This window comes from Planomicrobium soli, from assembly GCF_003014655.1.
GTDB classification, from domain to species: domain Bacteria; phylum Bacillota; class Bacilli; order Bacillales_A; family Planococcaceae; genus Planococcus; species Planococcus soli_B.
On record NZ_PYAT01000005.1, the window covers coordinates 148,059 to 168,114 of the forward strand.

23 protein-coding genes are annotated in these 20,056 nt (G+C 43.6%); 15 read left to right on the forward strand and 8 right to left on the reverse strand.

Annotated features, from left to right (window positions below):
* Position 1 precedes the first annotated feature (1 nt).
* Both B0H99_RS08215 and B0H99_RS08220 read right to left on the reverse strand, forming a co-directional pair.
* Positions 2 to 1,156: an acyl-CoA dehydrogenase family protein gene (locus B0H99_RS08215; protein ID WP_106533164.1), complete on the reverse strand. Its 1,155-nt coding sequence runs from the start codon at positions 1,154 to 1,156 to the stop codon at positions 2 to 4.
* Positions 1,157 to 1,256: 100 nt separating this feature from the next.
* The gene (locus B0H99_RS08220; protein WP_106533165.1) at positions 1,257 to 2,315 is read right to left on the reverse strand and encodes a YkvI family membrane protein; all 1,059 of its coding nucleotides are present in this window, start codon (positions 2,313 to 2,315) and stop codon (positions 1,257 to 1,259) included.
* Between the two features lie 298 nt (positions 2,316 to 2,613).
* Here B0H99_RS08220 and B0H99_RS08225 point away from each other — a divergent pair, with 298 nt between their 5' ends.
* Positions 2,614 to 2,862, forward strand: a complete 249-nt coding sequence (locus tag B0H99_RS08225; protein ID WP_106533166.1) for a hypothetical protein — start codon at positions 2,614 to 2,616, stop codon at positions 2,860 to 2,862.
* A gap of 223 nt (positions 2,863 to 3,085) precedes the next feature.
* On the opposite strand, the gene B0H99_RS08230 is transcribed toward B0H99_RS08225, so the two are convergent.
* Positions 3,086 to 3,412, reverse strand: a complete 327-nt coding sequence (locus B0H99_RS08230) for a YflT domain-containing protein (RefSeq protein WP_106533167.1) — start codon at positions 3,410 to 3,412, stop codon at positions 3,086 to 3,088.
* Between the two features lie 122 nt (positions 3,413 to 3,534).
* On the opposite strand from B0H99_RS08230, the gene B0H99_RS08235 reads away from it, so the two are divergent.
* From B0H99_RS08235 to B0H99_RS08255, 6 genes are all read left to right on the forward strand, one after another.
* Positions 3,535 to 4,272 (forward strand): MBL fold metallo-hydrolase, encoded by a 738-nt coding sequence (locus tag B0H99_RS08235; protein ID WP_106533168.1) that lies wholly within the window; start codon positions 3,535 to 3,537, stop codon positions 4,270 to 4,272.
* Between the two features lie 441 nt (positions 4,273 to 4,713).
* Positions 4,714 to 5,718, forward strand: coding sequence for an LLM class flavin-dependent oxidoreductase (locus B0H99_RS08240; protein ID WP_106533169.1), 1,005 nt, complete (start codon positions 4,714 to 4,716; stop codon positions 5,716 to 5,718).
* Between the two features lie 23 nt (positions 5,719 to 5,741).
* Complete coding sequence (locus B0H99_RS08245; RefSeq protein WP_106533170.1) at positions 5,742 to 6,383, forward strand: NAD(P)-dependent oxidoreductase; 642 nt, start codon at positions 5,742 to 5,744, stop codon at positions 6,381 to 6,383.
* Positions 6,384 to 6,530, forward strand: a complete 147-nt coding sequence (locus B0H99_RS17825; protein ID WP_181313620.1) for a hypothetical protein — start codon at positions 6,384 to 6,386, stop codon at positions 6,528 to 6,530. It abuts the gene before it with no gap.
* 38 nt (positions 6,531 to 6,568) lie between these two features.
* Positions 6,569 to 6,763: a hypothetical protein gene (locus B0H99_RS08250; protein WP_106533171.1), complete on the forward strand. Its 195-nt coding sequence runs from the start codon at positions 6,569 to 6,571 to the stop codon at positions 6,761 to 6,763.
* Positions 6,764 to 6,847: 84 nt separating this feature from the next.
* On the forward strand, positions 6,848 to 8,134 hold the full coding sequence (locus B0H99_RS08255; RefSeq protein WP_106533172.1) for a purine/pyrimidine permease: 1,287 nt from the start codon (positions 6,848 to 6,850) through the stop codon (positions 8,132 to 8,134).
* 32 nt (positions 8,135 to 8,166) lie between these two features.
* Here B0H99_RS08255 and pepF read toward each other — a convergent pair whose 3' ends face one another.
* On the reverse strand, positions 8,167 to 9,978 hold the full coding sequence (gene pepF, locus B0H99_RS08260; RefSeq protein WP_106533173.1) for an oligoendopeptidase F: 1,812 nt from the start codon (positions 9,976 to 9,978) through the stop codon (positions 8,167 to 8,169).
* A 793-nt stretch (positions 9,979 to 10,771) separates the two neighbouring features.
* On the opposite strand from pepF, the gene B0H99_RS08265 reads away from it, so the two are divergent.
* From B0H99_RS08265 to B0H99_RS17830, 4 genes are all read left to right on the forward strand, one after another.
* On the forward strand, positions 10,772 to 11,251 hold the full coding sequence (locus B0H99_RS08265; protein ID WP_106533174.1) for a PaaI family thioesterase: 480 nt from the start codon (positions 10,772 to 10,774) through the stop codon (positions 11,249 to 11,251).
* A 240-nt stretch (positions 11,252 to 11,491) separates the two neighbouring features.
* Positions 11,492 to 12,550, forward strand: a complete 1,059-nt coding sequence (locus B0H99_RS08270; RefSeq protein ID WP_106533175.1) for an LLM class flavin-dependent oxidoreductase — start codon at positions 11,492 to 11,494, stop codon at positions 12,548 to 12,550.
* 12 nt (positions 12,551 to 12,562) lie between these two features.
* Positions 12,563 to 13,513 carry an ATP-grasp domain-containing protein gene (locus B0H99_RS08275; RefSeq protein ID WP_106533176.1) on the forward strand — a complete coding sequence of 317 codons (951 nt, stop codon included), beginning with the start codon at positions 12,563 to 12,565 and terminating at the stop codon, positions 13,511 to 13,513.
* A 130-nt stretch (positions 13,514 to 13,643) separates the two neighbouring features.
* Positions 13,644 to 13,820 (forward strand): hypothetical protein, encoded by a 177-nt coding sequence (locus B0H99_RS17830; protein ID WP_181313621.1) that lies wholly within the window; start codon positions 13,644 to 13,646, stop codon positions 13,818 to 13,820.
* A 29-nt stretch (positions 13,821 to 13,849) separates the two neighbouring features.
* Here the strand turns inward: B0H99_RS17830 and B0H99_RS08280 are convergent, their stop codons facing one another.
* The gene (locus tag B0H99_RS08280; protein WP_106533177.1) at positions 13,850 to 14,146 is read right to left on the reverse strand and encodes a hypothetical protein; all 297 of its coding nucleotides are present in this window, start codon (positions 14,144 to 14,146) and stop codon (positions 13,850 to 13,852) included.
* Between the two features lie 129 nt (positions 14,147 to 14,275).
* Between B0H99_RS08280 and B0H99_RS08285 the strand changes: the two genes are divergently transcribed.
* Positions 14,276 to 14,953: a hypothetical protein gene (locus B0H99_RS08285; protein ID WP_106533178.1), complete on the forward strand. Its 678-nt coding sequence runs from the start codon at positions 14,276 to 14,278 to the stop codon at positions 14,951 to 14,953.
* Positions 14,954 to 15,031: 78 nt separating this feature from the next.
* On the opposite strand, the gene B0H99_RS08290 is transcribed toward B0H99_RS08285, so the two are convergent.
* Both B0H99_RS08290 and B0H99_RS08295 read right to left on the reverse strand, forming a co-directional pair.
* Positions 15,032 to 16,300 carry an erythromycin esterase family protein gene (locus tag B0H99_RS08290; protein WP_245894461.1) on the reverse strand — a complete coding sequence of 423 codons (1,269 nt, stop codon included), beginning with the start codon at positions 16,298 to 16,300 and terminating at the stop codon, positions 15,032 to 15,034.
* Positions 16,301 to 16,411: 111 nt separating this feature from the next.
* Positions 16,412 to 16,681 (reverse strand): GNAT family N-acetyltransferase, encoded by a 270-nt coding sequence (locus tag B0H99_RS08295; RefSeq protein WP_106533179.1) that lies wholly within the window; start codon positions 16,679 to 16,681, stop codon positions 16,412 to 16,414.
* Positions 16,682 to 16,888: 207 nt separating this feature from the next.
* On the opposite strand from B0H99_RS08295, the gene B0H99_RS08300 reads away from it, so the two are divergent.
* From B0H99_RS08300 to B0H99_RS08310, 3 genes are all read left to right on the forward strand, one after another.
* Positions 16,889 to 17,815 carry an ABC transporter ATP-binding protein gene (locus B0H99_RS08300; protein WP_106533180.1) on the forward strand — a complete coding sequence of 309 codons (927 nt, stop codon included), beginning with the start codon at positions 16,889 to 16,891 and terminating at the stop codon, positions 17,813 to 17,815.
* Positions 17,812 to 18,591, forward strand: a complete 780-nt coding sequence (locus tag B0H99_RS08305; protein WP_106533181.1) for an ABC transporter permease — start codon at positions 17,812 to 17,814, stop codon at positions 18,589 to 18,591. Before B0H99_RS08300 ends, B0H99_RS08305 begins: the two co-directional genes overlap by 4 nt.
* A 66-nt stretch (positions 18,592 to 18,657) precedes the next feature.
* Positions 18,658 to 19,572, forward strand: coding sequence for a catalase family peroxidase (locus B0H99_RS08310; RefSeq protein WP_106533182.1), 915 nt, complete (start codon positions 18,658 to 18,660; stop codon positions 19,570 to 19,572).
* Between the two features lie 164 nt (positions 19,573 to 19,736).
* Here B0H99_RS08310 and B0H99_RS08315 read toward each other — a convergent pair whose 3' ends face one another.
* The gene (locus tag B0H99_RS08315; RefSeq protein ID WP_106533183.1) at positions 19,737 to 19,943 is read right to left on the reverse strand and encodes a hypothetical protein; all 207 of its coding nucleotides are present in this window, start codon (positions 19,941 to 19,943) and stop codon (positions 19,737 to 19,739) included.
* Positions 19,944 to 20,056 lie beyond the last annotated feature (113 nt).

The following is a 20,056-nucleotide window of genomic DNA, read 5'->3' on the forward strand; positions in this document are numbered from 1 at the left end:
TTCAATTTTCTTTCAAGCGGGAATTTTCGATTGCCTGATTGGCAAGCTGTGCTTTGACCATATCTTCCATCGGTGGATTATACAGGCCGGCCCGTACGTTCAAATAATGGCGGTGCATTGGATTTGATTCCGACAAAGCGCGCGAACCGACAATTTTCATCGCTTTATCAACGATGTTGATCGCTGCATTGGTGACGGCAATTTTTGTGACATTCAGCGCTTCATCCATGTCAGCCTTGTCTTTAGCATGTTCATAACGTTCGACCGTTCCGTAAAGCATATGGCGTGCTGTAGCCAATTCTAGCTCCATTTCGCCGATGGTCTGCTTAATGTTTGGTGTTTCGGCTATAGGCTGGCCAAGCGATGCAGGAATATAACTTGATGCAAATTGAATTGCATATGTCCGTGCTGCAGCAGCAATGCCAATATAGCAAGCCGGGATATGAAGGAGCCATCCTTTTGCAATTGCCTGGACATTCGAAGGTTTCAATAGGTAGGAAGCGGGAACGCGGACATGATCCAAGACAAGTGTGTGGCTGGCAGTACCTCGCATTGCGAGCATGTCCCATGATTCTTTGATCGATAAACCGGCCATCTTACGCGGAATAATGACCGTCACCACTTCCTTGTTTTCCACAGTGGCGGTCACGAAGAAATAATCGAGGACAGGGGATAGCGATGTGTAGGTTTTTTCTCCGGTGATAACCCATTCATCCCCGTCCAGCACTGCAGTCGTTCTTGGCAATGCACCGCGTAGCGGACTTCCTGCATTGTTTTCAGTGGCAGCGGTGTTGATAAGTGCCCCGTTCCGTATTTTTTCCATTAACCAGACGGCCGATCCATGATGCCAATGGCGATTTTCGGCATACTCGAGGACGATGCCGACAGACCATCCAATAGACAGGCCAGTAGAGCCAGACCCTTCTGAAATAGCTTCTTGGGCAAGTATGTATTCGTAAAGGCCAAGTCCTTGGCCGCCAAATTCTTTTGGCAATGTTAGCGTATGGTAGCCGATTTCCTTTAATTTGGCTATATTCTCAAAAGGAAAAGAGCCAAAAGCATCCAATTCCGGTTCGCGCTTTTGGAAATCCGTTTGCAGTTTTTTTAGTTGATCCAGCAACTGTTGCTGCTCGGGCGTTTTTATGAACGAATCCATCAGGGTGTGCTCCTTTCGGTTTTCTTATCTAAAACCATAACATGAAAAGCCGCCGAAGCGGAATTGCATGCTTTGGCGGCTTGGAGTTTTGAGTACATGATCAAACTGTAACGGTTTTTTTATTGTATCGGAAGGCGGCGACAATGATCGCCCCAACCAGGAAAAAGCCAAGATATCCGACAATCGGATAAAAATCGCTGACCAGGCCTTTGAAACCAACAAAGCTTAAGATGAACGAAACCACTCCGGTAATGACAACAAAAATCCGGAATTTCAACGTGCCCAATGTAAAAAAGCGGGCTGAAAATGCGAAAACCATTCCGACAGCTGTATTGAAAATCATTCCGAATAGGATGATCGACATGATAAAGCCTAAAATAGGTGAAATATCATTTGCAATTTGCAACATCGGCATATCGGCATTGCCGACTACATCGATTTTTGAGAAAATCGCCAAATGACTTAATATAATAAGTACCCCAAGGCCGAGGCCGCCAATTAAACCGCCGCGTGCTGCAACTTTCTCATCTTTCTCGGTGCCGCCCATTACGATTGCCATAGAAGCGCCTAACGCGATATTGAAAGATACATAATTGAAAGCGGATAAAAACCAGTTTGAGACGGCAGATTTCTGTTGCTGGGCAATTGCGTCAAGATCGGCAAAAGAACCGTCCATTGTCAACAAACTGTATATTGCCAGCCCGATAACCATTAAGATTAGGAAGGGAGTCACGCTGCCGATTATGGCGATGACTTTGTGGACATTGAGCATAATAGTGACAATGACCAGCACCGTCATCAATATACTGCCGACGATTGCGGGCAATCCGAATTGTTGTGAAAATAAGGAACCTGCTCCTGCAATCATGACCACTCCCACACCAAATAGCGTGAAAATAATAATGTAGTCAACTACTCTTCCGAATGTTTTTCCGCTAATGCCGTAAACGACTTCTTTATGGGAAGTGGTCTGCATCCGGCTGCCGAGAAGTGTTAAATTCATACCTAAATAAGCGAATAATGCCGTGGCGATAGCAGCGATAACGATACCGAGCGTACCAAAACTTGTGAAATATTGAAGGATTTCCTGCCCGGAGGCGAAACCTGCTCCAACGATAATGCCGATAAAGGCACTACCCATTTTTATACTATTCTTCATCCTGCTCCCCCTTGATGCCTTACAAAAAAGCTGCAACTCTATATTTTCGAAAATTAAACTTATTCAAATATAGCAAAATCAAGCAGTTATATCAATAAGTAGAAGGTTTCTTCTACATTCACGCCTATTTTACTAAGAAAATGGAAGATATATATATGAGTCTGAATTTTTTAAAATATATAAATATATCATTTTGTTGGATAGAAATTGCTTCGTTCAAGTGAAGAAATATTAAGAAATGAGATTAAGCGAAACCTATTCAAAGGTGTTTCGTATAACAGTAAAAGGAGGAAGAAACTTGAAGAAATATATTGTATTCATATGTAGTTGTATAGTGCTGTATATACCTTTACAGCTTTTATCAGGCTGGATTTTAACAGCTTTCTTTGTTCCTGACATATCTTCAGCCATCAATAAGGCGAGCCATGAAGCAAGTTTTGGGCAGACCTCCATAATTCCGTTCCTTACCACTTTATCAATTGCAACATTGGCCTACTTTTTTTCTCAACACTTATCAATAACAAATAAAAAAAATCCTGTTAAATAGGCGATGCTTAAATAAGGCATTGCTTTTTCTTGTTCTTCGTTAGAAAGAATTTGTGAAGAAATACAATCAAACAGGTGGTTTGATTTGTAACTGTTAGGGCCGCTCTTTTTTACACCTGACTGTATTTTAGTATGTGGTAGAAGTATAATTGAGGCGGCACTCTTTATACGGAAACGCCCAAATAAAAAAACCTTCTCTCCAGGGGAGAGAAGGTCTTTTATGCTTACTCGTCTTTAGTTGCGATGATTACCAATTTTCCTTTATCGAGCTCTTCTTCGTATTCTTCCGCTTCTTGATCAGATAAACCGACTGCGGCCATTTTAGCGCGGAGTTCATCTCCACGAGAATTTGTGATATTTTTCATGCCATTCAGGAAGCCTTGTTCTTTCACGCCGACACTTTCAGTATCTAGCGCTTCCGTGATGTCCGCTTCTCTGCGCTTGTCATGCGCGAAAATATAAATATTGTCATCGTCATAACCTTGGCTTTGTAGTCTTTCAACCTCGGATTTTGCTTGCACTGCGTTTTCTACTGTTAGTTTTACTGTCATAGTAATCCCTCCATTCGAATATCACTCATCTTCTACATACCACACATAAAGAGGGGCTAAACAAGAGGATTTTGATTAGAATGGGTATACTGAAGAAGACAAATTGGCAAAGGGGCGATTTCATGAAAATTATACCAGTTGGAATTTGGGGTGCTTTTCCGAATAGAAACGAGGCGACTTCATCTTTTTTGATTGAACAAGATGGTTTTCGCTGCCTGGTTGATTGTGGCAGCGGTGTATTGGCCGCAGTGCAGAACTACACGGAATTGCGCGAGATCGATGCTGTAGTTATAAGCCATTATCATACAGACCATATAGCAGACATCGGGGTTTTGCAACATGCTGCGATGATTGGCATGCAATTAAAAGAGTGGAATAATCTACCTTTGGCAATTTATGCCCATGATAAGGATTCTGATGCTTTTGAAAATCTTTCTTTCAAAGGCGTTACAGAAGGCCGCCCGTTGAATGTGAATGAGACGGTTCGTATCGGTCCGTGGGAAGTATCATTTTGCGAAACTGTGCACCCGGTGTATTGCTTGGCACTTCGCTTTTCCTCCAATGGCAAGTCCGTGGTCTTTACTGCAGATACGGAATGGACAGAATCCTTGATCGGTTTTGCAAAGAATGCGGATCTGCTGGTAGCAGAATCGAATTTATATGAAAAGTATATTGGGGTTATTGAAGGGCATATGAGCGGAAGCCAGGCAGGTACACTTGCGGAAAGAGCCAACGTGCGGAAATTGTTGCTGACGCATTTGCCGCAGTATGGAAACCTCGAAGAAATACTGCATGCAGCCAAATCAACTTATAGTGGCGAAGTGGATTTGGCCGAAATCGGCAAAACTTATGATATATAAATTTGGAAAAGGAAGCACCGTTTTCACGGTCCTTCCTTTTCTTTCGCAAAGTTTCTGCCTAAGTGTGTGAGTTTTCAATAATTGGGGAACAAAAAGAATAACAGGAGGCGGGAAAAGCCAAAGGGATGGAGAGGGGTAAAGACTTTTTCCGGTTGCTAAAAAAGGAAGGAATCCGCTTTTTAGCAGCTCGTGTTGACGGCATTGTTGTAGTTATTATAATTATTGTTTCTTTATTAATCGGAACCATCGGGATGGGAGTACACCTTCATTTGTTTTGAAAGAACAATCGAAAAGGGGTGAAAGGTGCCGAAGATTAAATTGACGCATGACACAATGTTCTGGAGAAACGCCGCTTTCTTGGCAGCTCAGGCAGAAAGTTTGTATTCAAGATTTTCTGGTTTTATGCTTAATGCAGAGCTATAGAAGAAAGGGCGTTACGCAATGAGCAAAGAAACAACAGCAATGCCGGTGTCTGTACTGGATTTGGTACCGGTGCGTGAAGGATATACAGCCAAAGAAGCGCTACAGGATATGGTTGGATTGGCGAAACATGTAGAAAGCTTGAACTATCGGCGGTTTTGGCTGTCCGAGCATCACAACACTCCGACGCTCGCAAGTTCAGCGACTTCTATTTTAATCGCAAAAGTTCTTGATAATACACAAACAATTGAAGTCGGTGCCGGTGGCATTATGCTGCCGAATCATACGCCGCTTGTCGTGGCAGAACAATTCGGGACGCTGGAAACAATGTATCCCGGACGCACTAACCTAGGGCTTGGCCGGGCACCTGGAACCGATATGAAAACTGCACATGCTTTGCGCAGAACGACTCAGGAAACGGCTTTCGTTTTCCCTCAAGACGTTGTCGAGCTGCAAAATTACCTAAAGCCGGCTGAACATCAAGATATGGTCAATGCATATCCAGGGGTCGGGACAGAAGTGCCGATTTTTATATTGGGATCCAGCACGGCCAGCGCGCAATTAGCAGCACGCCTTGGCTTGCCATATGTATTTGCAGCTCATTTTGCACCTCAGCAATTGGAACAGGCACTTAATATTTACCGCAATGATTTCGAGGCATCAGAGTATCTTGCGGAACCGTACGTTATGGTTTGTGTTAACGTGATTGCCGCAGAAACCAATGAAGAAGCTGAACTTCTTTCCACTTCAAGTGATTTGTTTTATTTGAATGTAGTGAGAGGCACAAAAAATCCTCTTCAACCGCCAGTTGAAACAATGGATGGCCAGTGGAGCTTCTATGAAGAAAGCATGGTACGTGGCATGTCAAAATATACATTCAAAGGAGACCGGAACACCATCAGCGAGCAAATCAACCGGTTCCGCGGGGAATTAGGAATTGATGAATTGATGGCGGTGTCTTATATATATGATCAGGAAAAAAGAAAGCGATCTTATGCAATTTTGAAAAACGCAGTAGAGCAGTAAGAAAACGCTAGGAGGAAACCTGGATGAAAGTTGGGATTATTGGAGCAACTGGAAAAGCGGGAAGCCTTATTATGAAAGAAGCGATGGTAAGAGGGCATGAAGTAACAGCCATCGTTAGAAATGCGCAAAAACTTGAGCGGCCAGATGTAAAAGTGCTTGAAAAAGAGATTTTCCATCTGACTGCAGATGACTTGAAGCAATTTGATGTAGTGGTAAATGCATTTGGTGTGCCGGTTGAAAAAGCGGAACAGCATGTAGAAGCTGGAAAATTTTTAATCGAGGCATTAAAAGGTGCACCGAGTACAAGGATGATTGTAGTCGGTGGCGCGGGAAGCTTGTTTGTCGACGAAGCGAAAACCACGCGTTTTTATGAGACGCCGGAATTTCCGGAAACATTCAAAGCAATCGCTTTAAACCAAAGCAGAAATTTGGCGGATTTAGAGGCCTCAACCGGAATCCAGTGGACTTTCTTGAGTCCGGCCGCTTTTTTCGACTCGGAGGGAAAGCGTACAGGTTACTATCAATCCGGCGAAGACGGATATATCGTCAATTCCAAAGGGGAGAGCTACATCAGCTACCGGGATTACGCCATCGCTTTGGTTGATGAAATCGAAGCCCCAAAACATAAGAACAAGCGATTTACGGTTGTATCAGAAGGCGAATAAGTGACCTGTAAACAGGGGCCAGCCGATCATATCGATGCGGCTGGCTCTTTTATAAATCAATCACACAGAAAAGTGAAGTTTGAAAATAATGGATTGCCACTAAACGTTCACGTTCCATCCATTGTCAGCCATGGCTATCATGTATAATAAGAAAAAATTGATTAGTTAAAGGCGGTAAAAGTATAATGGAATTTTTATATTTTCCGGAAGACAAGACCGAATATATTCCCGGAATCATTTCCGTTATTGTAATATTCCTCTTATCACTTGTTATTATGTGGCTTCTAGTAAGAGCTTCAAGAAAACAAGTGCAGCAATTAGAAGATCAAGGGTATACAGTAACGCATAATAAAGACAGCGATAAGAAAAAAGAGTCCTGACAATGTCAGGGCTTTTTTGGTCTTCCGGAAAATGGTGTATACTGAATACCAATATGACACATGCAGAAATTGGAGAATGTTTTAATGAAAAATTTAGCTGGTGGTATTCAGTGGGCGGTATTTCTTTTAGCTTCGTCAATAGCAGCTCCGATTGCAATCGCAAGTGTTTTTGGAATGGATGCAGGAGACACGACCTTATTTGTCCAGCGCACTATTTTCGTACTGGGGGTTGCTTGTCTTATACAGGCATTTATCGGCCATAAAATGCCAATCAATGAAGGGCCGGCCGGTTTATGGTGGGGGATCTTCATTGTCTATGCCGGATTGATCGGGATGATGTATCCGACAATGGCCGCTTCCTTGCAGGCTCTTCAAAGCGGCCTGATTTACAGTGGAGTTCTATTTATGGTTTTTGCATACACAGGCCTTGTAGAAAAGATGAAAAGCTTGTTCACGCCAACGATTACTTTCATCTACTTGTTGTTGCTCGTTTTGCAGTTGAGCGAATCTATTCTTAAAGGGCTGCTCGGAATTGTGGCAGAAGGAGATCCGATTGATGGCATAATCGTTTTTGGAGCGGTATTGGTCATCGTGATTACATTTTATTTAATGGGCCATAAAACTGCTTGGGTCAATCGCTATTCAGTGCTTTTGGCCATTTCTGCTGGCTGGTTGATATTTCTTCTATTGAATAAAACGCCGAATATTGCATTTGGGGAGAGTTCGACCTTTTCACTCCCGAAAATGTTTGTTTTCGGACCGGTTATTTGGGACAGCGGCATGTTCGTGACCGCACTATTCCTCACGATTCTGCTTATTGCCAACATGATGGCCTCGGTTCGTGTCATGGAAACGTTATTAAAGAATGAGTTCGCTATCGTCAAAAAAGACAGGGTCAAACAAGCTTCTGTAGCCTCAGGTCTTAACCAAATCCTGGCCGGCGCATTTTCTTCGATTGGACCAGTCCCGATCTCCGGAGCTGCCGGTTTCGTAAGCGCCACGAGAACGCCCTCGCTAAAGCCTTTTGTAATTGGCGGTATTCTAGTTGTATTAGTCAGCTTGTTCCCGGACATCATGGCGCTGCTTGCAGCATTGCCTGCACCAGTTGCTTATGCGGTCATTTTTGCGATTTTCACTAAAATGGTTGAAATGGCATTCAGCGAATTAACTGAAGCAGAAGATCGGCAGCGCGCTTATAAAGTTTCGGCGTTTGGTTTGATGATCGGCGTCGGGCTTATGTTCGTGCCGTCTGAAAGCATGGTCAACTTGCCCTCTGTCCTGGCTGCCACATTGTCGAACGGATTGATTGTTGGAACAATGACGGCGATCGCCGTTGAACAAGCCTTAAAATGGAGCAGTGCCAGAAAATGAAAAAAGCCGGACAAATACTGTCCGGCTTTTTATTATTTCACTTTAATTTCGTCTGTAAGTTTGACCAGTTCGTCTATTAGCTCGCCGATATAAGCAATGGTATCGCGAAGCGGTTGTTCGGTCGTGATATCTACGCCAGCCATTTGAGACAGCTCTACAGGTGTTTTTGTGCCGCCAGCTTTTAGTACTTCGATCCAGTCATCGACTGCCGGTTGTCCTTCTTTTAAGATGCGCTTGGATACTTGTGTGGAAATCGTCAAACCGGCACTGTAAGTATATGGGTATAAGCCCATGTAATAATGCGGCTGGCGCATCCATGTTAATTCCGCTCCAGGCGTAATTTCCACAGCGTCTCCCCAGAATTCTTCAAGCACATTACGCTTTAAAGTATTCAAAATGCCGGCGTTGACGCTTTGCCCGGCGTCAATGCGCTCATACACTTTGCGTTGGTAAGCCGCTTCAAGCAAATGCGTTACAAAATTGTGGTAGTACGTTCTGGCGACGATGGAAGAAATGACCCAGCGCTTGAATTGCGGATCTTTCGAGCTTTCAAGCAAGTGATTGGCAACGAGCATTTCATTCATTGTTGACGGTGCTTCTATAAAATAGAGGGAAGGGCGCGCATTGAAGACATTCTGCTCGCGGTTAGCGTTATAGAAATGTCCCGCATGGCCAAGTTCATGAGCTAAGACGAACACTTCGTTCATGCGCCCTGTCCACGAAATCAAAATATACGGATGGTCGCCATAAGGGCTTGAGCAGAAAGCGCCGGTCGATTTTCCGGTGTTTTGCGCAAAATCGATCCATCGTTCTGAATACGAGCGGTCAACCATCTCCAAATAATCAGGCCCCATGATTGCAAGGGCATCATCGATGTATTTTTTAGACTCTTCAACCGTGATTTCCGGTTCGTAAGAAGGGTCTAATGAAATCTTCAAATCTGCGAACGTCATTTTGCCAAGACCATGAACTTCTTGCAGCAATTTCGCATACTTTCGCATATGAGGCGCAAGTTCTTTCATGATTAAATCAATTTGGCGATTGTATAGGGAACGATCGACTTCTTGATTGAATAATAGGTAATCAAAAATGGTATCGTAGCCGCGCAAATCTGAGGTTGTTTTTTCAGCCTGCAGCTGCATATCGTAAGTTTTTGCTGTCGTGTGCTGGTAATCTTTTAACTTATTTGAAAACGCGGTAAATGCAGCGCGGCGGATTTCGACATCCGGTTCTGCTTCCCAGTCTCCTTCAAATGATACGTAGCTGAGCGGATAGCTTTTGCCTCCTGCTTCAAAATCGTCAAACTTCATGTCGACCATCTTTGTTGTATTGTATAAGCCGTAAGGTGCACTGAAAGTGGAAGAATAAGCGGCTAACGTTTTTTCTACTTCAGGATGCAATTGATATTGCTTTTTGCGGATCAACTTCTCCAGGTAAACTTTAAACTCATCAGACTCTTTCATGGCCTGCTGAAGTGTTTCTTCAGGTAAATTCAGAAGTTCGCTGTTTACAAAGGACAACTTGCTGCTAATTTTTGCGGCGACCGAGCCGAATTTGCTTGAAAGCATTTGAGCCGCATCATCCGTCTGGTCGGTGCTTAATACCAAGCTCGCGTATGTACTCAAAGGAACCAATTTTTCATAAAGCGCGGCATATGCAGTCAGTGCTCCAACTATGGAAGAAGCATCTTCCATTTTCCCTGAATGCTGCTGCTGAAAAGCATCGGTCTGTTTTTCGAGCTCCGATAGGGCTTGATGAAATTCTTCTTCTGAAGAAAACAAACTTGTTAAATCCCATGTATCTTCTAGGCGCACTTCTGAACGTGCCGGCAAACTCTTGACCATAAAACCACTCCTTTTATTACGGATTACGAACTAATTACTAGTATAGCCTCCATAAAAGGAAAAGTAAAAAAATAATTAAAATTTAGTAAAGATTCTAATAAATTTTTAAAAAAGAGGTTTAAAAGAAAAGTGGAAGGGTATTTTACTTATACAAGGCAGAACTACCGTAGGAAGAAACGAATAAACGAGCAATTGAGAAAGATCGTTTATAATCGCCTTCAGACGAGGAATTGCACAGCCTTGGCGGAAAATTTGCTTTACTGGCGATTTTCACTCTCGTCGAGAAACAATGTTACAAGTAGTTTCTTAATGGAAAGTGTACCAAAAGTAAGATGTAAGTTTTTTGTGTAAGTGCATTTGAAAGACTGGCTGCCACTAATCGTCACCTAATGTAGATGTGAATCCACATGCCGGAATGGCAACTAGCAGTCAGAGCAAGTGAACTGTAAGAATGACGAGGGTTTGTTATTCGTCAGAAGATGACAGTTTGTAGAAGGAATTTAACTGAATTTTCCGCGTGCAGAACCCCCTTTAAGAAGAGGGGAAGCAACAGGAAAAGCATGATCTGATGAAAAGGATCATGCTTTTTCCTTTGGAATTTTTAGCGGCATGAAGCATCAAGCTTCATAGCCGTTTTTTTTCTGTAGTTTAAAAGGTTCGGAATAGTCCGTTTAGTTCAACGATACTATGATAGAATAAAGAAAATTTATTTCTATTACCATACATAATATTCATTCCCGTATTATAAAGGCCTTTCCTGAAAATATTCGACTAAAAGAAAAGAGGTACTTTCATGACGATAAATAATAGACAGGCGATACAAGACGATTATGCAGAAGCATTTGCTTGGTGTTATGGCTGCGGACGTTTAAATCCATCTGGCCACCATTTTCGTACGAGCTGGTTCGGGGAAGAAACCATGACTTTTTATGAACCAAAGGAAGAACATACGGCCATACCAGGTTTTGTCTATGGAGGGCTGATCGCTTCTCTTATAGACTGCCATGGCACCGGTTCGGCTTCATTGGCTTTGCATCGAAAAAATGGTTTTGAACCAGGAAGCGGAGAAGAGCCGCCGCGCTTTGTCACAGCATCATTGCATGTAGACTACAAGAAGCCGACTCGCCAAGGAACTCGATTGAAAGCTGTTGGAAAAGTTGAAGAAGTTCATCCAAAGAAATTCAAAGTTACAGTTGAAGTGTTTGCAGAAGACACGCTTTGTGCAACGGGTGAAGTGGTGGCTGTAGTGATGCCGGCTTCTTTCGGTAATTGAAGATGAATTGACTGTCAGGTTGATAGATTTTCTGTCTTTTGAATTTAGCAGGAATTTTATAACCTAGTTTACTAGTAAGAATAAAAGGTTTTGTTGTATAATACGTTTATTCTATAAAAATTGAATATTTAAGCTTTTGGATAAAAAGCATTGAGGTCAAAATAAATGAGTTCCTGCTTTCTTGGAAATGAAAATCCGAAAAGCGAATACCACTTCATAGATGAGAGGAAGCGAGTAGAGATGAGATATGGTTTTTGGATGCCGATTTTTGGCGGATGGCTTCGAAATGTAGAAGATGAAAATATGCCTACCACATTTGAATACGCAAAAAAAGTGACGCAGTCAGCAGAAAAATGGGGATATGATACAACGTTGATTGCTGAACTGAATTTGAATGATATAAAAGGAGTGGAAGCTGATTCGCTTGAAGCTTGGTCGACTGCAGCAGCAATTGCCGCTGTAACTGAAAAGATCGAAATTATGACAGCTATCCGTCCAGCTTTCCATAATCCTGCTGTTACAGCTAAAATGGCAGCGAACATTGACCAAATCTCAAACGGGCGCTTTACGTTAAATGTCGTTTCCGCATGGTGGGCAGAAGAAGCACGCCAATACGGCGGCGAGTTTACAGAGCATGATGAACGCTATGAACGGACGGACGAATTTTTGGAAGTAGTAAAAGGCATGTGGACGCAAAATGAGTTTTCTTTTAAAGGGAAATATTATGATATCCAAAATGCGCACCTGGAGCCAAAGCCGGTGCAGCGACCGAATCCGATTTTGTATGCAGGCGGGGAAAGCCCGCGCGGCAAAAAATCGATTGTCGAGAACTGCGATGCTTATGTAATGCACGGCGGAACAGTAGAGGAAATCGAAAAGAAAATTCAAGATATGAAAGACCTTCGCCAAGCAGCAGGGAAAGAACCATTGCAATCATTCGGCATGGCCGCTTATGTAGTATGCCGTGATACGGAAGAAGAAGTTAAGGAAGAATATGCACGCATTGTCGATATGAAAGACGCGAGCGGTTATGTTGGCTATAACGATTTTGTCAGCAAATCGCAACTGGAACAGCAAGTGAAACTAGAAGATTATTCGGTGTCCAACCGGGGGTTGCGTCCGAATTTGATCGGTACGCCAGAACAAATTGCTGACCGAATTCTGGCTTATGAAAATGCGGGACTTGATTTGTTGCTTCTGCAATTTTCTCCGCAGCTGGAAGAAATGGAACGCTTTTCGAAAAAAGTAATGCCGCTGGTAGAAGAAAAACGAAAAGCGCTTGAAACGCTTTCTAAATAGGAGGACTTTTTCATGACTGAAAAAATATATGTAATTCACGAAAATGAAGAATGGACAACACATTTATTCAAACGACTTGATGAGCTTGGCTTGCCTTACGAAAATTGGTTTACGGATGAAGGCTTAGTGAATTTGAACGAAGCACCTCCTGAAGGCGTGTTTTACAGCCGAATGAGTGCTTCTTCCCATACACGCGGTCATCGCTACGCACCTGAGCTGGCGGAATCTTTGCTTGTTTGGCTTGAACACCACGGCCGCAAAGTCTTTAACGGAAGTCGGGCACTTCGCCTAGAAGTCAGCAAAGTCAATCAGTATATGGCTTTGAACGCAGCAGGCATCCGTACTCCTAAAACGATTGCGGCGAACGGCAAAGAGCAAATTGTCAAAGCGGCAGAAAAATTGGGTGAATCCTCTTTCATCATTAAACATAACCGCGCGGGCAAAGGCTTGGGCGTGCAATTATTCCATTCCATGGCAGCGTTGCATGAACACCTGGACGGCGGCGGTTTTGAACCGTCTATTGACGGAATTACGCTTGTCCAGCAGTATATCCAAGCGCCGGAACCGTTTATCACTCGATGTGAATTTGTTGGCGGCAAGTTTGTCTATGCGGTGCAAGTGGATACTTCTGAAGGCTTTGAATTATGTCCAGCGGATGCTTGCAGTATCGAAGATTTGTTCTGCCCGGTCGGCGAACAAGCAGAAGAAAAACCGAAATTCCAAGTGGTAGAAGGATTTAATGACCCGATTATTGAAAAATACGAAGAGTTCCTTCGCCAGAATAATATCACTGTGGCGGGAATCGAGTTTATCCGCAACAGTGCAGGGGAAATCTTCACTTATGATGTGAATACCAACACCAACTACAATTCAGATGCAGAAGCAGCTGCCGGCAAGTTCGGCATGCTTGAACTTGCAAAATTCCTTGGGAAAGAACTTCAAAGCGTAAAAGTGACTGTCTGAAATCGGTCGGGCAAAAACCGGGCAGCGGCTAGTAATAGCTGCGTCCGGTTTTTTCTTTGTGTTTACTGCATGGTCTACCGGGGAAAATTTCTATAAGAACCAGATTGCATACGGCAAAGGGGTGGCAATGATGGAAAAAGAAAGAAATGAAGAAGAACTGATTGAGCCGGAGGAAGAGGAAGAAGAAAAAGAGGATGAATCACGTTTTGATAAAATTTACAGCAACATAGCTTCCAACCGTTATGAAAACCTTCGAACCAGTTATATTGAAAACAAGGCGAAAGAATTGAGAAAGAAAAAAAGATAAAAGATCGGGTGCTCCAAGCACTCGATCTTTTATTTTTTATGGAGCTTTTGTATTTCTTCAGTTACCGCAAAAGCCAAATCGTCATTCCCGAAAACCTGCAGTACTTCTAAAAGAGTACCGCTGTCAATTGCCAGTTCTTCTTGCCCTGCCTCTTCGACTGCCTTTAATAGCGCTTCGTTTTGCACTTGGCCGGGATAGGCGCTTTGGTACAAAGCGATAGGATCTATACCGTGGTTCAAACACCATTGCGCATAAAGTTGAATCATCATTTCTTCATCTTGCTGGTATTTTTTGATGATGAACTCTTCGCGGTCCTTAAAGTCCATATGTCTTTGCTCCTTTCCTGTTGTTCTGTTTGTTCTACCATACCAGACAATTTTATCGATTGCATGGACTTCTGGTGCTATTTCCTCTAAAATCTACAGAGTATAAATAATAGGATTGGAGGGGAAAAGATGAAATTAATTCAAGCACGCAAAGGGCAATTTGTTTATTACAACAATGAGCTGCATAAAATTTATTCCATTAAGCCCCTAGCTAAAAAGTCGATTTTGATGTTTCGGATCAAAGATATGGAGCAAGTGGCGAGCAAGGCGGAAGAAGTTACCTACTACAAACCGAAGCATATGGATTCGCTGTTATTTTTAGGGGCAAAGTATACGCTTCGTGAAGACCGTACTGCAGAAGAAGGCGGTTATATTTTAATCACCAAACCGGATCCGGATTATATGGACCACTATGCCTTGAACGAGTTTGAAAAAGTTGAAGCGGTTGAGGGGAAAGATGTGATAACGACACGCCAAAATACGGTGAAATCCCGGGAATTTTATGTCATGGTGCCTGGCGAGGAACCTGGCAGCAATGACATTACCTACCAGGATAAATCGAAAGTGTCTGCAGAACAGTTGGAAGAAGATGCAAAGCTTGAAGATGTGATAAAAGAAAAGCACGCGTTAAGGCCTTCTGTTGGTGATGTGTATTTGAATTTGGACAATGGAGCGACTGCCATGGTAGTGGCAATTGCGCAAGAAGAAGTGACACTTGGGACAGGGGACCGCTTGACGATCCATGCGTTGTATAAAGCCGACAACTGGCATTACTTATACAGCCTCAACGACGGCAGTTCTATATGAAAAAAGGCAGACCTCAGACGGTCTGCCTTTTTCTTTGAATTTAGACTTTGAGAATACGCATAGAAAAAAGCGCAACAACTAATCGACCACCTGGTTGTCTACTTCTAAAGGAACTAATGCTTTAGTTTCATCGATAAATATAAACGCGTCATAACGCTGCGAGATTTTGGATGGAACGTAATTGCCATAAGCTTCAAAATCCGGGTTGTAGACGACGCCGATAGCACGGTGGCCAATCCAATCTTCAAATAGCGAACGGTTCTCTTTATCGAAAATTAAAAATTTATCATTAGCGCCGGTTCGATGCAAAACCTCTTCCCATGAATTGATTCGGGCGGGAGGGACGGCAATCCGCTCATATGGAGATCCCCAGGAATCTGCTGCGATAACAGTGCCGCGATGTGTTCCGAAACCGATAGCAAAGACATCTTGCGGGTGGTTCTGCTCCCGCAGCACTTGTCCGACATTGAGCATGCCGTCTCTTTTCATATCGGTTGCCCGCGCATCGCCGATATGGGTATTGTGCTCCCAAATGATAATTTTAGCGTCGCGCCCATGGTAATCCCGAACTTCATTGATGGCTTCGACCATATGCTCATCGCGGATATTCCAAGAAATTTCACCGCTTTGAACCATCGCCCGATAATAATCTTCCGCGTTTTTGGCGACAAGGGCGTTAATCTCCAAGTTCAAACCACTTTCCTGATCATCTTTGTAGTGATGTTCGTTGTTTCGAATCGATGTTAAAAGATTGGTTACTTCATCGACGCATACGTCAGAGAAATTTGCTGACGAAATGGCGTATTTCTCAGGTTGGCGGTTAAAAGGCTCAAAGCAGGAAAATGCTTTTTTCGCTAAATCCAAGTCTCCTCCGGCGGGGTTTGTAGTGGTCAAGTACTGGACAACCTCTTCCATCGATTCCCACAGGCTGTATACGTCAATCCCATAAAACCCGACCTTCTGATCGTGAGTTGCGTTATAGTTTTTCAGCCATCGGGTAAACTCGGCAATTTCTTCGTTGGCCCACATCCAAGTCGGCCATCGTTTAAACGACTGCAGCACTTCCTCCGCGCATTTGCCGCTGCCGTCATATCCCCGAATATAGCGATTGACTTGCTGTGATGATGGCCAATCACCTTCAACTGCTATTAACGTGAATCCTTTTTCTTGGATCAGCCTTTTCGACAGTTCAGCCCGGACAGTATAAAACTCGGAAGTACCATGGCTCGCTTCTCCAAGCATGACAATCTTTGCATCTCCGATGGCTTCAATCAGAGGCGTCAAATCTTCTGAAGTCTGAAACGGCTGTGAATATTTTCTGACTGCTTCCTCAAACGGCTGGGACACGGGTGAAAACCCCTTTCTGCTGTTTGTCTCTACTGTTCCCCCAAATAAAGGCGTAAAACAACCTGCATCAAATAGGGAAGACAAAAAAACATCCGCTATCGCGGATGTGGTTTACTTTTCCAAGACGTCCTGAAAATCAGGAGTTTTTTCTATGACAGCGCTGGCGAATGGACATTGAGGGTCAATGGTCTTTCCTTCTTGACGTGCATACTGTACAACTTCTGCCACCAATTTTTTGCCAATTCCCTGGCCTTCCAGTTCCGGGGAGACAACGGTATGGTCCACTGTCAATACATCGCCATTTGGTACATAAGAAATAAACGCCATTTCTTCTGAGTTGTCCAAAAAGGAAATTTTATTGTTTTCATGCTTCATATCCATGTTCAGTTCCTCCTTTAATTTTGGATTTTATATATGTATTCCCGTTATTTGATGAGATATTCAATGGAAAAGGCAACTTCCTTCTGAATTTCGCCTTGAATTTTCTCGCGTTGAAGAACATACTAATGGCATAATTGCACTTTCTTCTTTCAGGCCATATAAGCGGAAATCAGGTTTAGACGGTTCTGCCGAGAGGGGCGACGAGACATGGATAACCTTATCCAAACAGAAGGATTGACGAAGCGTTATAACGGATTTCAGGCAGTCAGAGATCTTTCGCTATGCGTGAAAAAAGGGGAGATTTACGGTTTTATCGGATTGAACGGCTCTGGAAAAACAACCACCATCCGCATGCTTTTAGGGATGGTCAAACCGACTGCTGGAACTTGCTTCATTAGCGGGGAAAAGGTGAACCTTAAAAATTATGCTATTTGGGAAAAGGTCGGTTATATGGTCGAAACACCATATGCTTATCCGGAGCTTACAGTAAAAGAAAATCTCCATGCTTTTCGCAGGCTCCGTTTGATTGCTGACCCTAAAGTGGTAGACGAAGTGATGGATAGGCTGAAATTGACGCCGTATGCAGATAAAAAAGCGAAAAACCTTTCGCTGGGAAATGCGCAGCGTTTGGGAATTGCTAAAGCTCTTTTGCACAAACCTGAGATTTTAATTTTGGATGAGCCGGTTAATGGGCTAGATCCGGCAGGCATCGTAGAAATTAGAGAATTTCTTCAAGAACTGGCTTGTAATGAAGGGGTAGCCATTTTCATTTCAAGCCACCTGTTGACAGAGATCGCTAAAATCGCAACAAAGGTGGGCATTATCCATGAAGGTCGGCTAGTTCAGGAAGTAGACGCTATTAAGTTGCATCATCTTTTGAATCAGCGCCTTGTGCTGGATATGCGTGAAAAAAAAGCGGGCCTCGAAGCGTTGGCTTCAGCTGGGTTTGCTCCTTTCCTGAACAAGGCGGGATTTATCGAAATCTACTGCAAGGAAGCCATTCATCACCCGGATGATGTGGCTCGCTTTCTTGTTTATCAAGGACTTGCTCCGACTAAACTAGCGGTGGAAGAAGAGGACTTGGAGTCTTACTTTCTTCGGGTCATCGGACAGAAAGGAGACAGGCTCTTATGACCCCTATATTGGCTGCGTTGCAGGTGGAAACGCTGAAACTGCGAAAATCCAAACTGCTCTGGGCGGTTTTAGCCGCTTTCACAATTGCTCCTTTGATGGGTGGATTTTTCATGTTCGTTTTGAAAAATCCGGAGTTTGCAAAAACCACTGGTTTGCTTGGTGCGAAAGCCCAAATTGCAGGAGAAGCCACTTGGAAAGCCTATTTTTCAATGCTAGCCCAAATTATCGCGGTAGGGGGAATGCTGATCTTCGGCTTTGTTGCTAGCTGGATTTTTGGCAGGGAGTATACAGACCGGACGATAAAAGACCTTTTGGCTTTGCCATACCATCGGGGAATTTTGGTTATCGCCAAGTTCTTGACGGTTCTAGCGGCAACAACTCTGTTAAGTGCATATGTGGTGGCTTTCGGTATTTTCATAGGGTGGGGAATCGGCCTCGCCGGATGGTCGGCGGCTGTTTGGCAAAAAGGGCTTTTCGTTCTATCGATTACCACTTTGCTGACCATCAGTTTAAGTACGCCCCTGGCTTTTTTTGCAAGTTGGAGCAGAGGTTATTTGGCTCCTTTAGGTTTTATGGTTTTGATGGTCGTTTTTTCACAAATTATTGCCGCTATCGGATATGGAAATTATTTTCCATGGTCTATTCCGGCCCTTTACAGCGGCATTGCTGGAGAAGAGTATGCGTTGAAAGTAGGCAATGCTTTGATCGTTCTTTCTACCAGTTTAGCGGGGGTGGTTGCTACATTAGTTTGGTGGCTGTACGCGGATCAATATTAAATGTTTTGCATTTTCACTGCTAAGTTCCACTTTAAAAGGGTATAACAAAAGCAACGAGGTGATGAAATGGAGAAACAGCCATTAGCGGAAACAGCAGTCAATCAGATCGAGAAAGTATTCGGAAAGTATCCAGGATATCGGCGTGCTCATGCCAGAGGAGATGTCTACGAAGGAATCTTTTCAGCAAATGGTTCAGCGTCAGACTTTACAATAGCACCGCATTTCCAGCATGGGGAAGTCAAGGCGCTTGTCCGATTTTCCCATAGCTCACCAGACCCGACTTGGACCGATATCATGTCCCCGGTAAAAGGCATGGCTGTCCAGTTTCGATTGCCGGAAGGAGCTGTGGCAAATATCGTAGGAGTGAATTCGCCTATTTTCATGGCGAAAACACCTGAAGTGTTTACTGAAATGCTAACCATCATTAAATCGTTCAAGAACGGAAAACCCCGTGTATTGGATTTGGCTCAACTGGTTGCGAAATATCCTGAAAGCAGAGCTGCCATCGATATTTTGGGTAAAATGCATGCGCCTGCCAGTTTTGCTACCGGGCGTTATCACGCCATACATGCTTTTTATTTTATTGACGCACAAGAGAACAAAAGGCCGATCAAATACGAATGGGAACCGGAAGCAGGAGTGGAAACGTTATCGCTGACGGGAGCCGTTTCACTGTCAATTGAATATTATAAGGCTGATCTTGAAGACCGGCTTGTTCGAGGACCGGTAGCTTTTCAACTGAATGTCGTCTTTGGGGAAGAAGAAGATCCAACGGATGACCCGACGCAAGAATGGCCGGCAGAACGAAAGAAACTCACAATTGGCCGTTTGATGATTACTGGAAAAGCGGAAAACGCCGAATCGACCATTTTTGATCCAACTGCGGTAACCGAAGGGATTGAATGCTCGGAGGACCGGATCCTGAATTTCCGCAAAGATGCCTATTCCGTTTCTTATGACCGGCGAACGAATGGCATGTAGAAAAAGAACGCTGATGATAAGCGGGCAGATCCAGATGGCAAATATCGGAACGATGAAAAACCATTGATGGATTAGCCTGGACGATTTGGACAATATAAAACACCTCCGAATGGGCACACTTTACAAAGTGCTGGGATCGGAGGTGTTTTTTGTATGCTAACGGATTAGTCTTCATCTTCATCTTCTACCACGTCTTCTTCTAATTGTTCGTTAGTATCTTTTTCTTCTGAAGGCTCTTCTGTATCATCGTCTCCTCCAACAGCTGGATTGTCATTCTGCAGATCATCGTTGTCGTTGTTGCCGGAGCTGCAAGCAGCCAATAAAAAAGATAAAAAACCAATTAGCATTAGCTCTTTCCATTTTGAGATCACGCTTTTGCCTCCTCTATTCGTTCTTCATCTTTTATACCCCTTTTTTCTGATTTAAAGCACTTTCTCCATTTATTCTGATGCAGGCGAGGCTTGGCCGCATTTACCCCAGTGGG

Coding starts and splice junctions, on each gene's coding strand:
- B0H99_RS08235 (WP_106533168.1), top strand. CDS start 3,535: ATGAAAATTATACCAGTTGGAATTTGGGGTGCTTTTCCGAATAGAAAC.
- B0H99_RS08245 (WP_106533170.1), top strand. CDS start 5,742: ATGAAAGTTGGGATTATTGGAGCAACTGGAAAAGCGGGAAGCCTTATT.
- B0H99_RS08280 (WP_106533177.1), bottom strand. CDS start 14,146: ATGGACTTTAAGGACCGCGAAGAGTTCATCATCAAAAAATACCAGCAA.
- pepF (WP_106533173.1), bottom strand. CDS start 9,978: ATGGTCAAGAGTTTGCCGGCACGTTCAGAAGTGCGCCTAGAAGATACA.
- B0H99_RS08285 (WP_106533178.1), top strand. CDS start 14,276: ATGAAATTAATTCAAGCACGCAAAGGGCAATTTGTTTATTACAACAAT.
- B0H99_RS08270 (WP_106533175.1), top strand. CDS start 11,492: ATGAGATATGGTTTTTGGATGCCGATTTTTGGCGGATGGCTTCGAAAT.
- B0H99_RS08305 (WP_106533181.1), top strand. CDS start 17,812: ATGACCCCTATATTGGCTGCGTTGCAGGTGGAAACGCTGAAACTGCGA.
- B0H99_RS08300 (WP_106533180.1), top strand. CDS start 16,889: ATGGATAACCTTATCCAAACAGAAGGATTGACGAAGCGTTATAACGGA.
- B0H99_RS08220 (WP_106533165.1), bottom strand. CDS start 2,315: ATGAAGAATAGTATAAAAATGGGTAGTGCCTTTATCGGCATTATCGTT.
- B0H99_RS08215 (WP_106533164.1), bottom strand. CDS start 1,156: ATGGATTCGTTCATAAAAACGCCCGAGCAGCAACAGTTGCTGGATCAA.
- B0H99_RS08275 (WP_106533176.1), top strand. CDS start 12,563: ATGACTGAAAAAATATATGTAATTCACGAAAATGAAGAATGGACAACA.
- B0H99_RS08240 (WP_106533169.1), top strand. CDS start 4,714: ATGAGCAAAGAAACAACAGCAATGCCGGTGTCTGTACTGGATTTGGTA.
- B0H99_RS17830 (WP_181313621.1), top strand. CDS start 13,644: ATGGAAAAAGAAAGAAATGAAGAAGAACTGATTGAGCCGGAGGAAGAG.
- B0H99_RS08310 (WP_106533182.1), top strand. CDS start 18,658: ATGGAGAAACAGCCATTAGCGGAAACAGCAGTCAATCAGATCGAGAAA.
- B0H99_RS08250 (WP_106533171.1), top strand. CDS start 6,569: ATGGAATTTTTATATTTTCCGGAAGACAAGACCGAATATATTCCCGGA.
- B0H99_RS08295 (WP_106533179.1), bottom strand. CDS start 16,681: ATGGATATGAAGCATGAAAACAATAAAATTTCCTTTTTGGACAACTCA.
- B0H99_RS08255 (WP_106533172.1), top strand. CDS start 6,848: ATGAAAAATTTAGCTGGTGGTATTCAGTGGGCGGTATTTCTTTTAGCT.
- B0H99_RS08265 (WP_106533174.1), top strand. CDS start 10,772: ATGACGATAAATAATAGACAGGCGATACAAGACGATTATGCAGAAGCA.
- B0H99_RS08230 (WP_106533167.1), bottom strand. CDS start 3,412: ATGACAGTAAAACTAACAGTAGAAAACGCAGTGCAAGCAAAATCCGAG.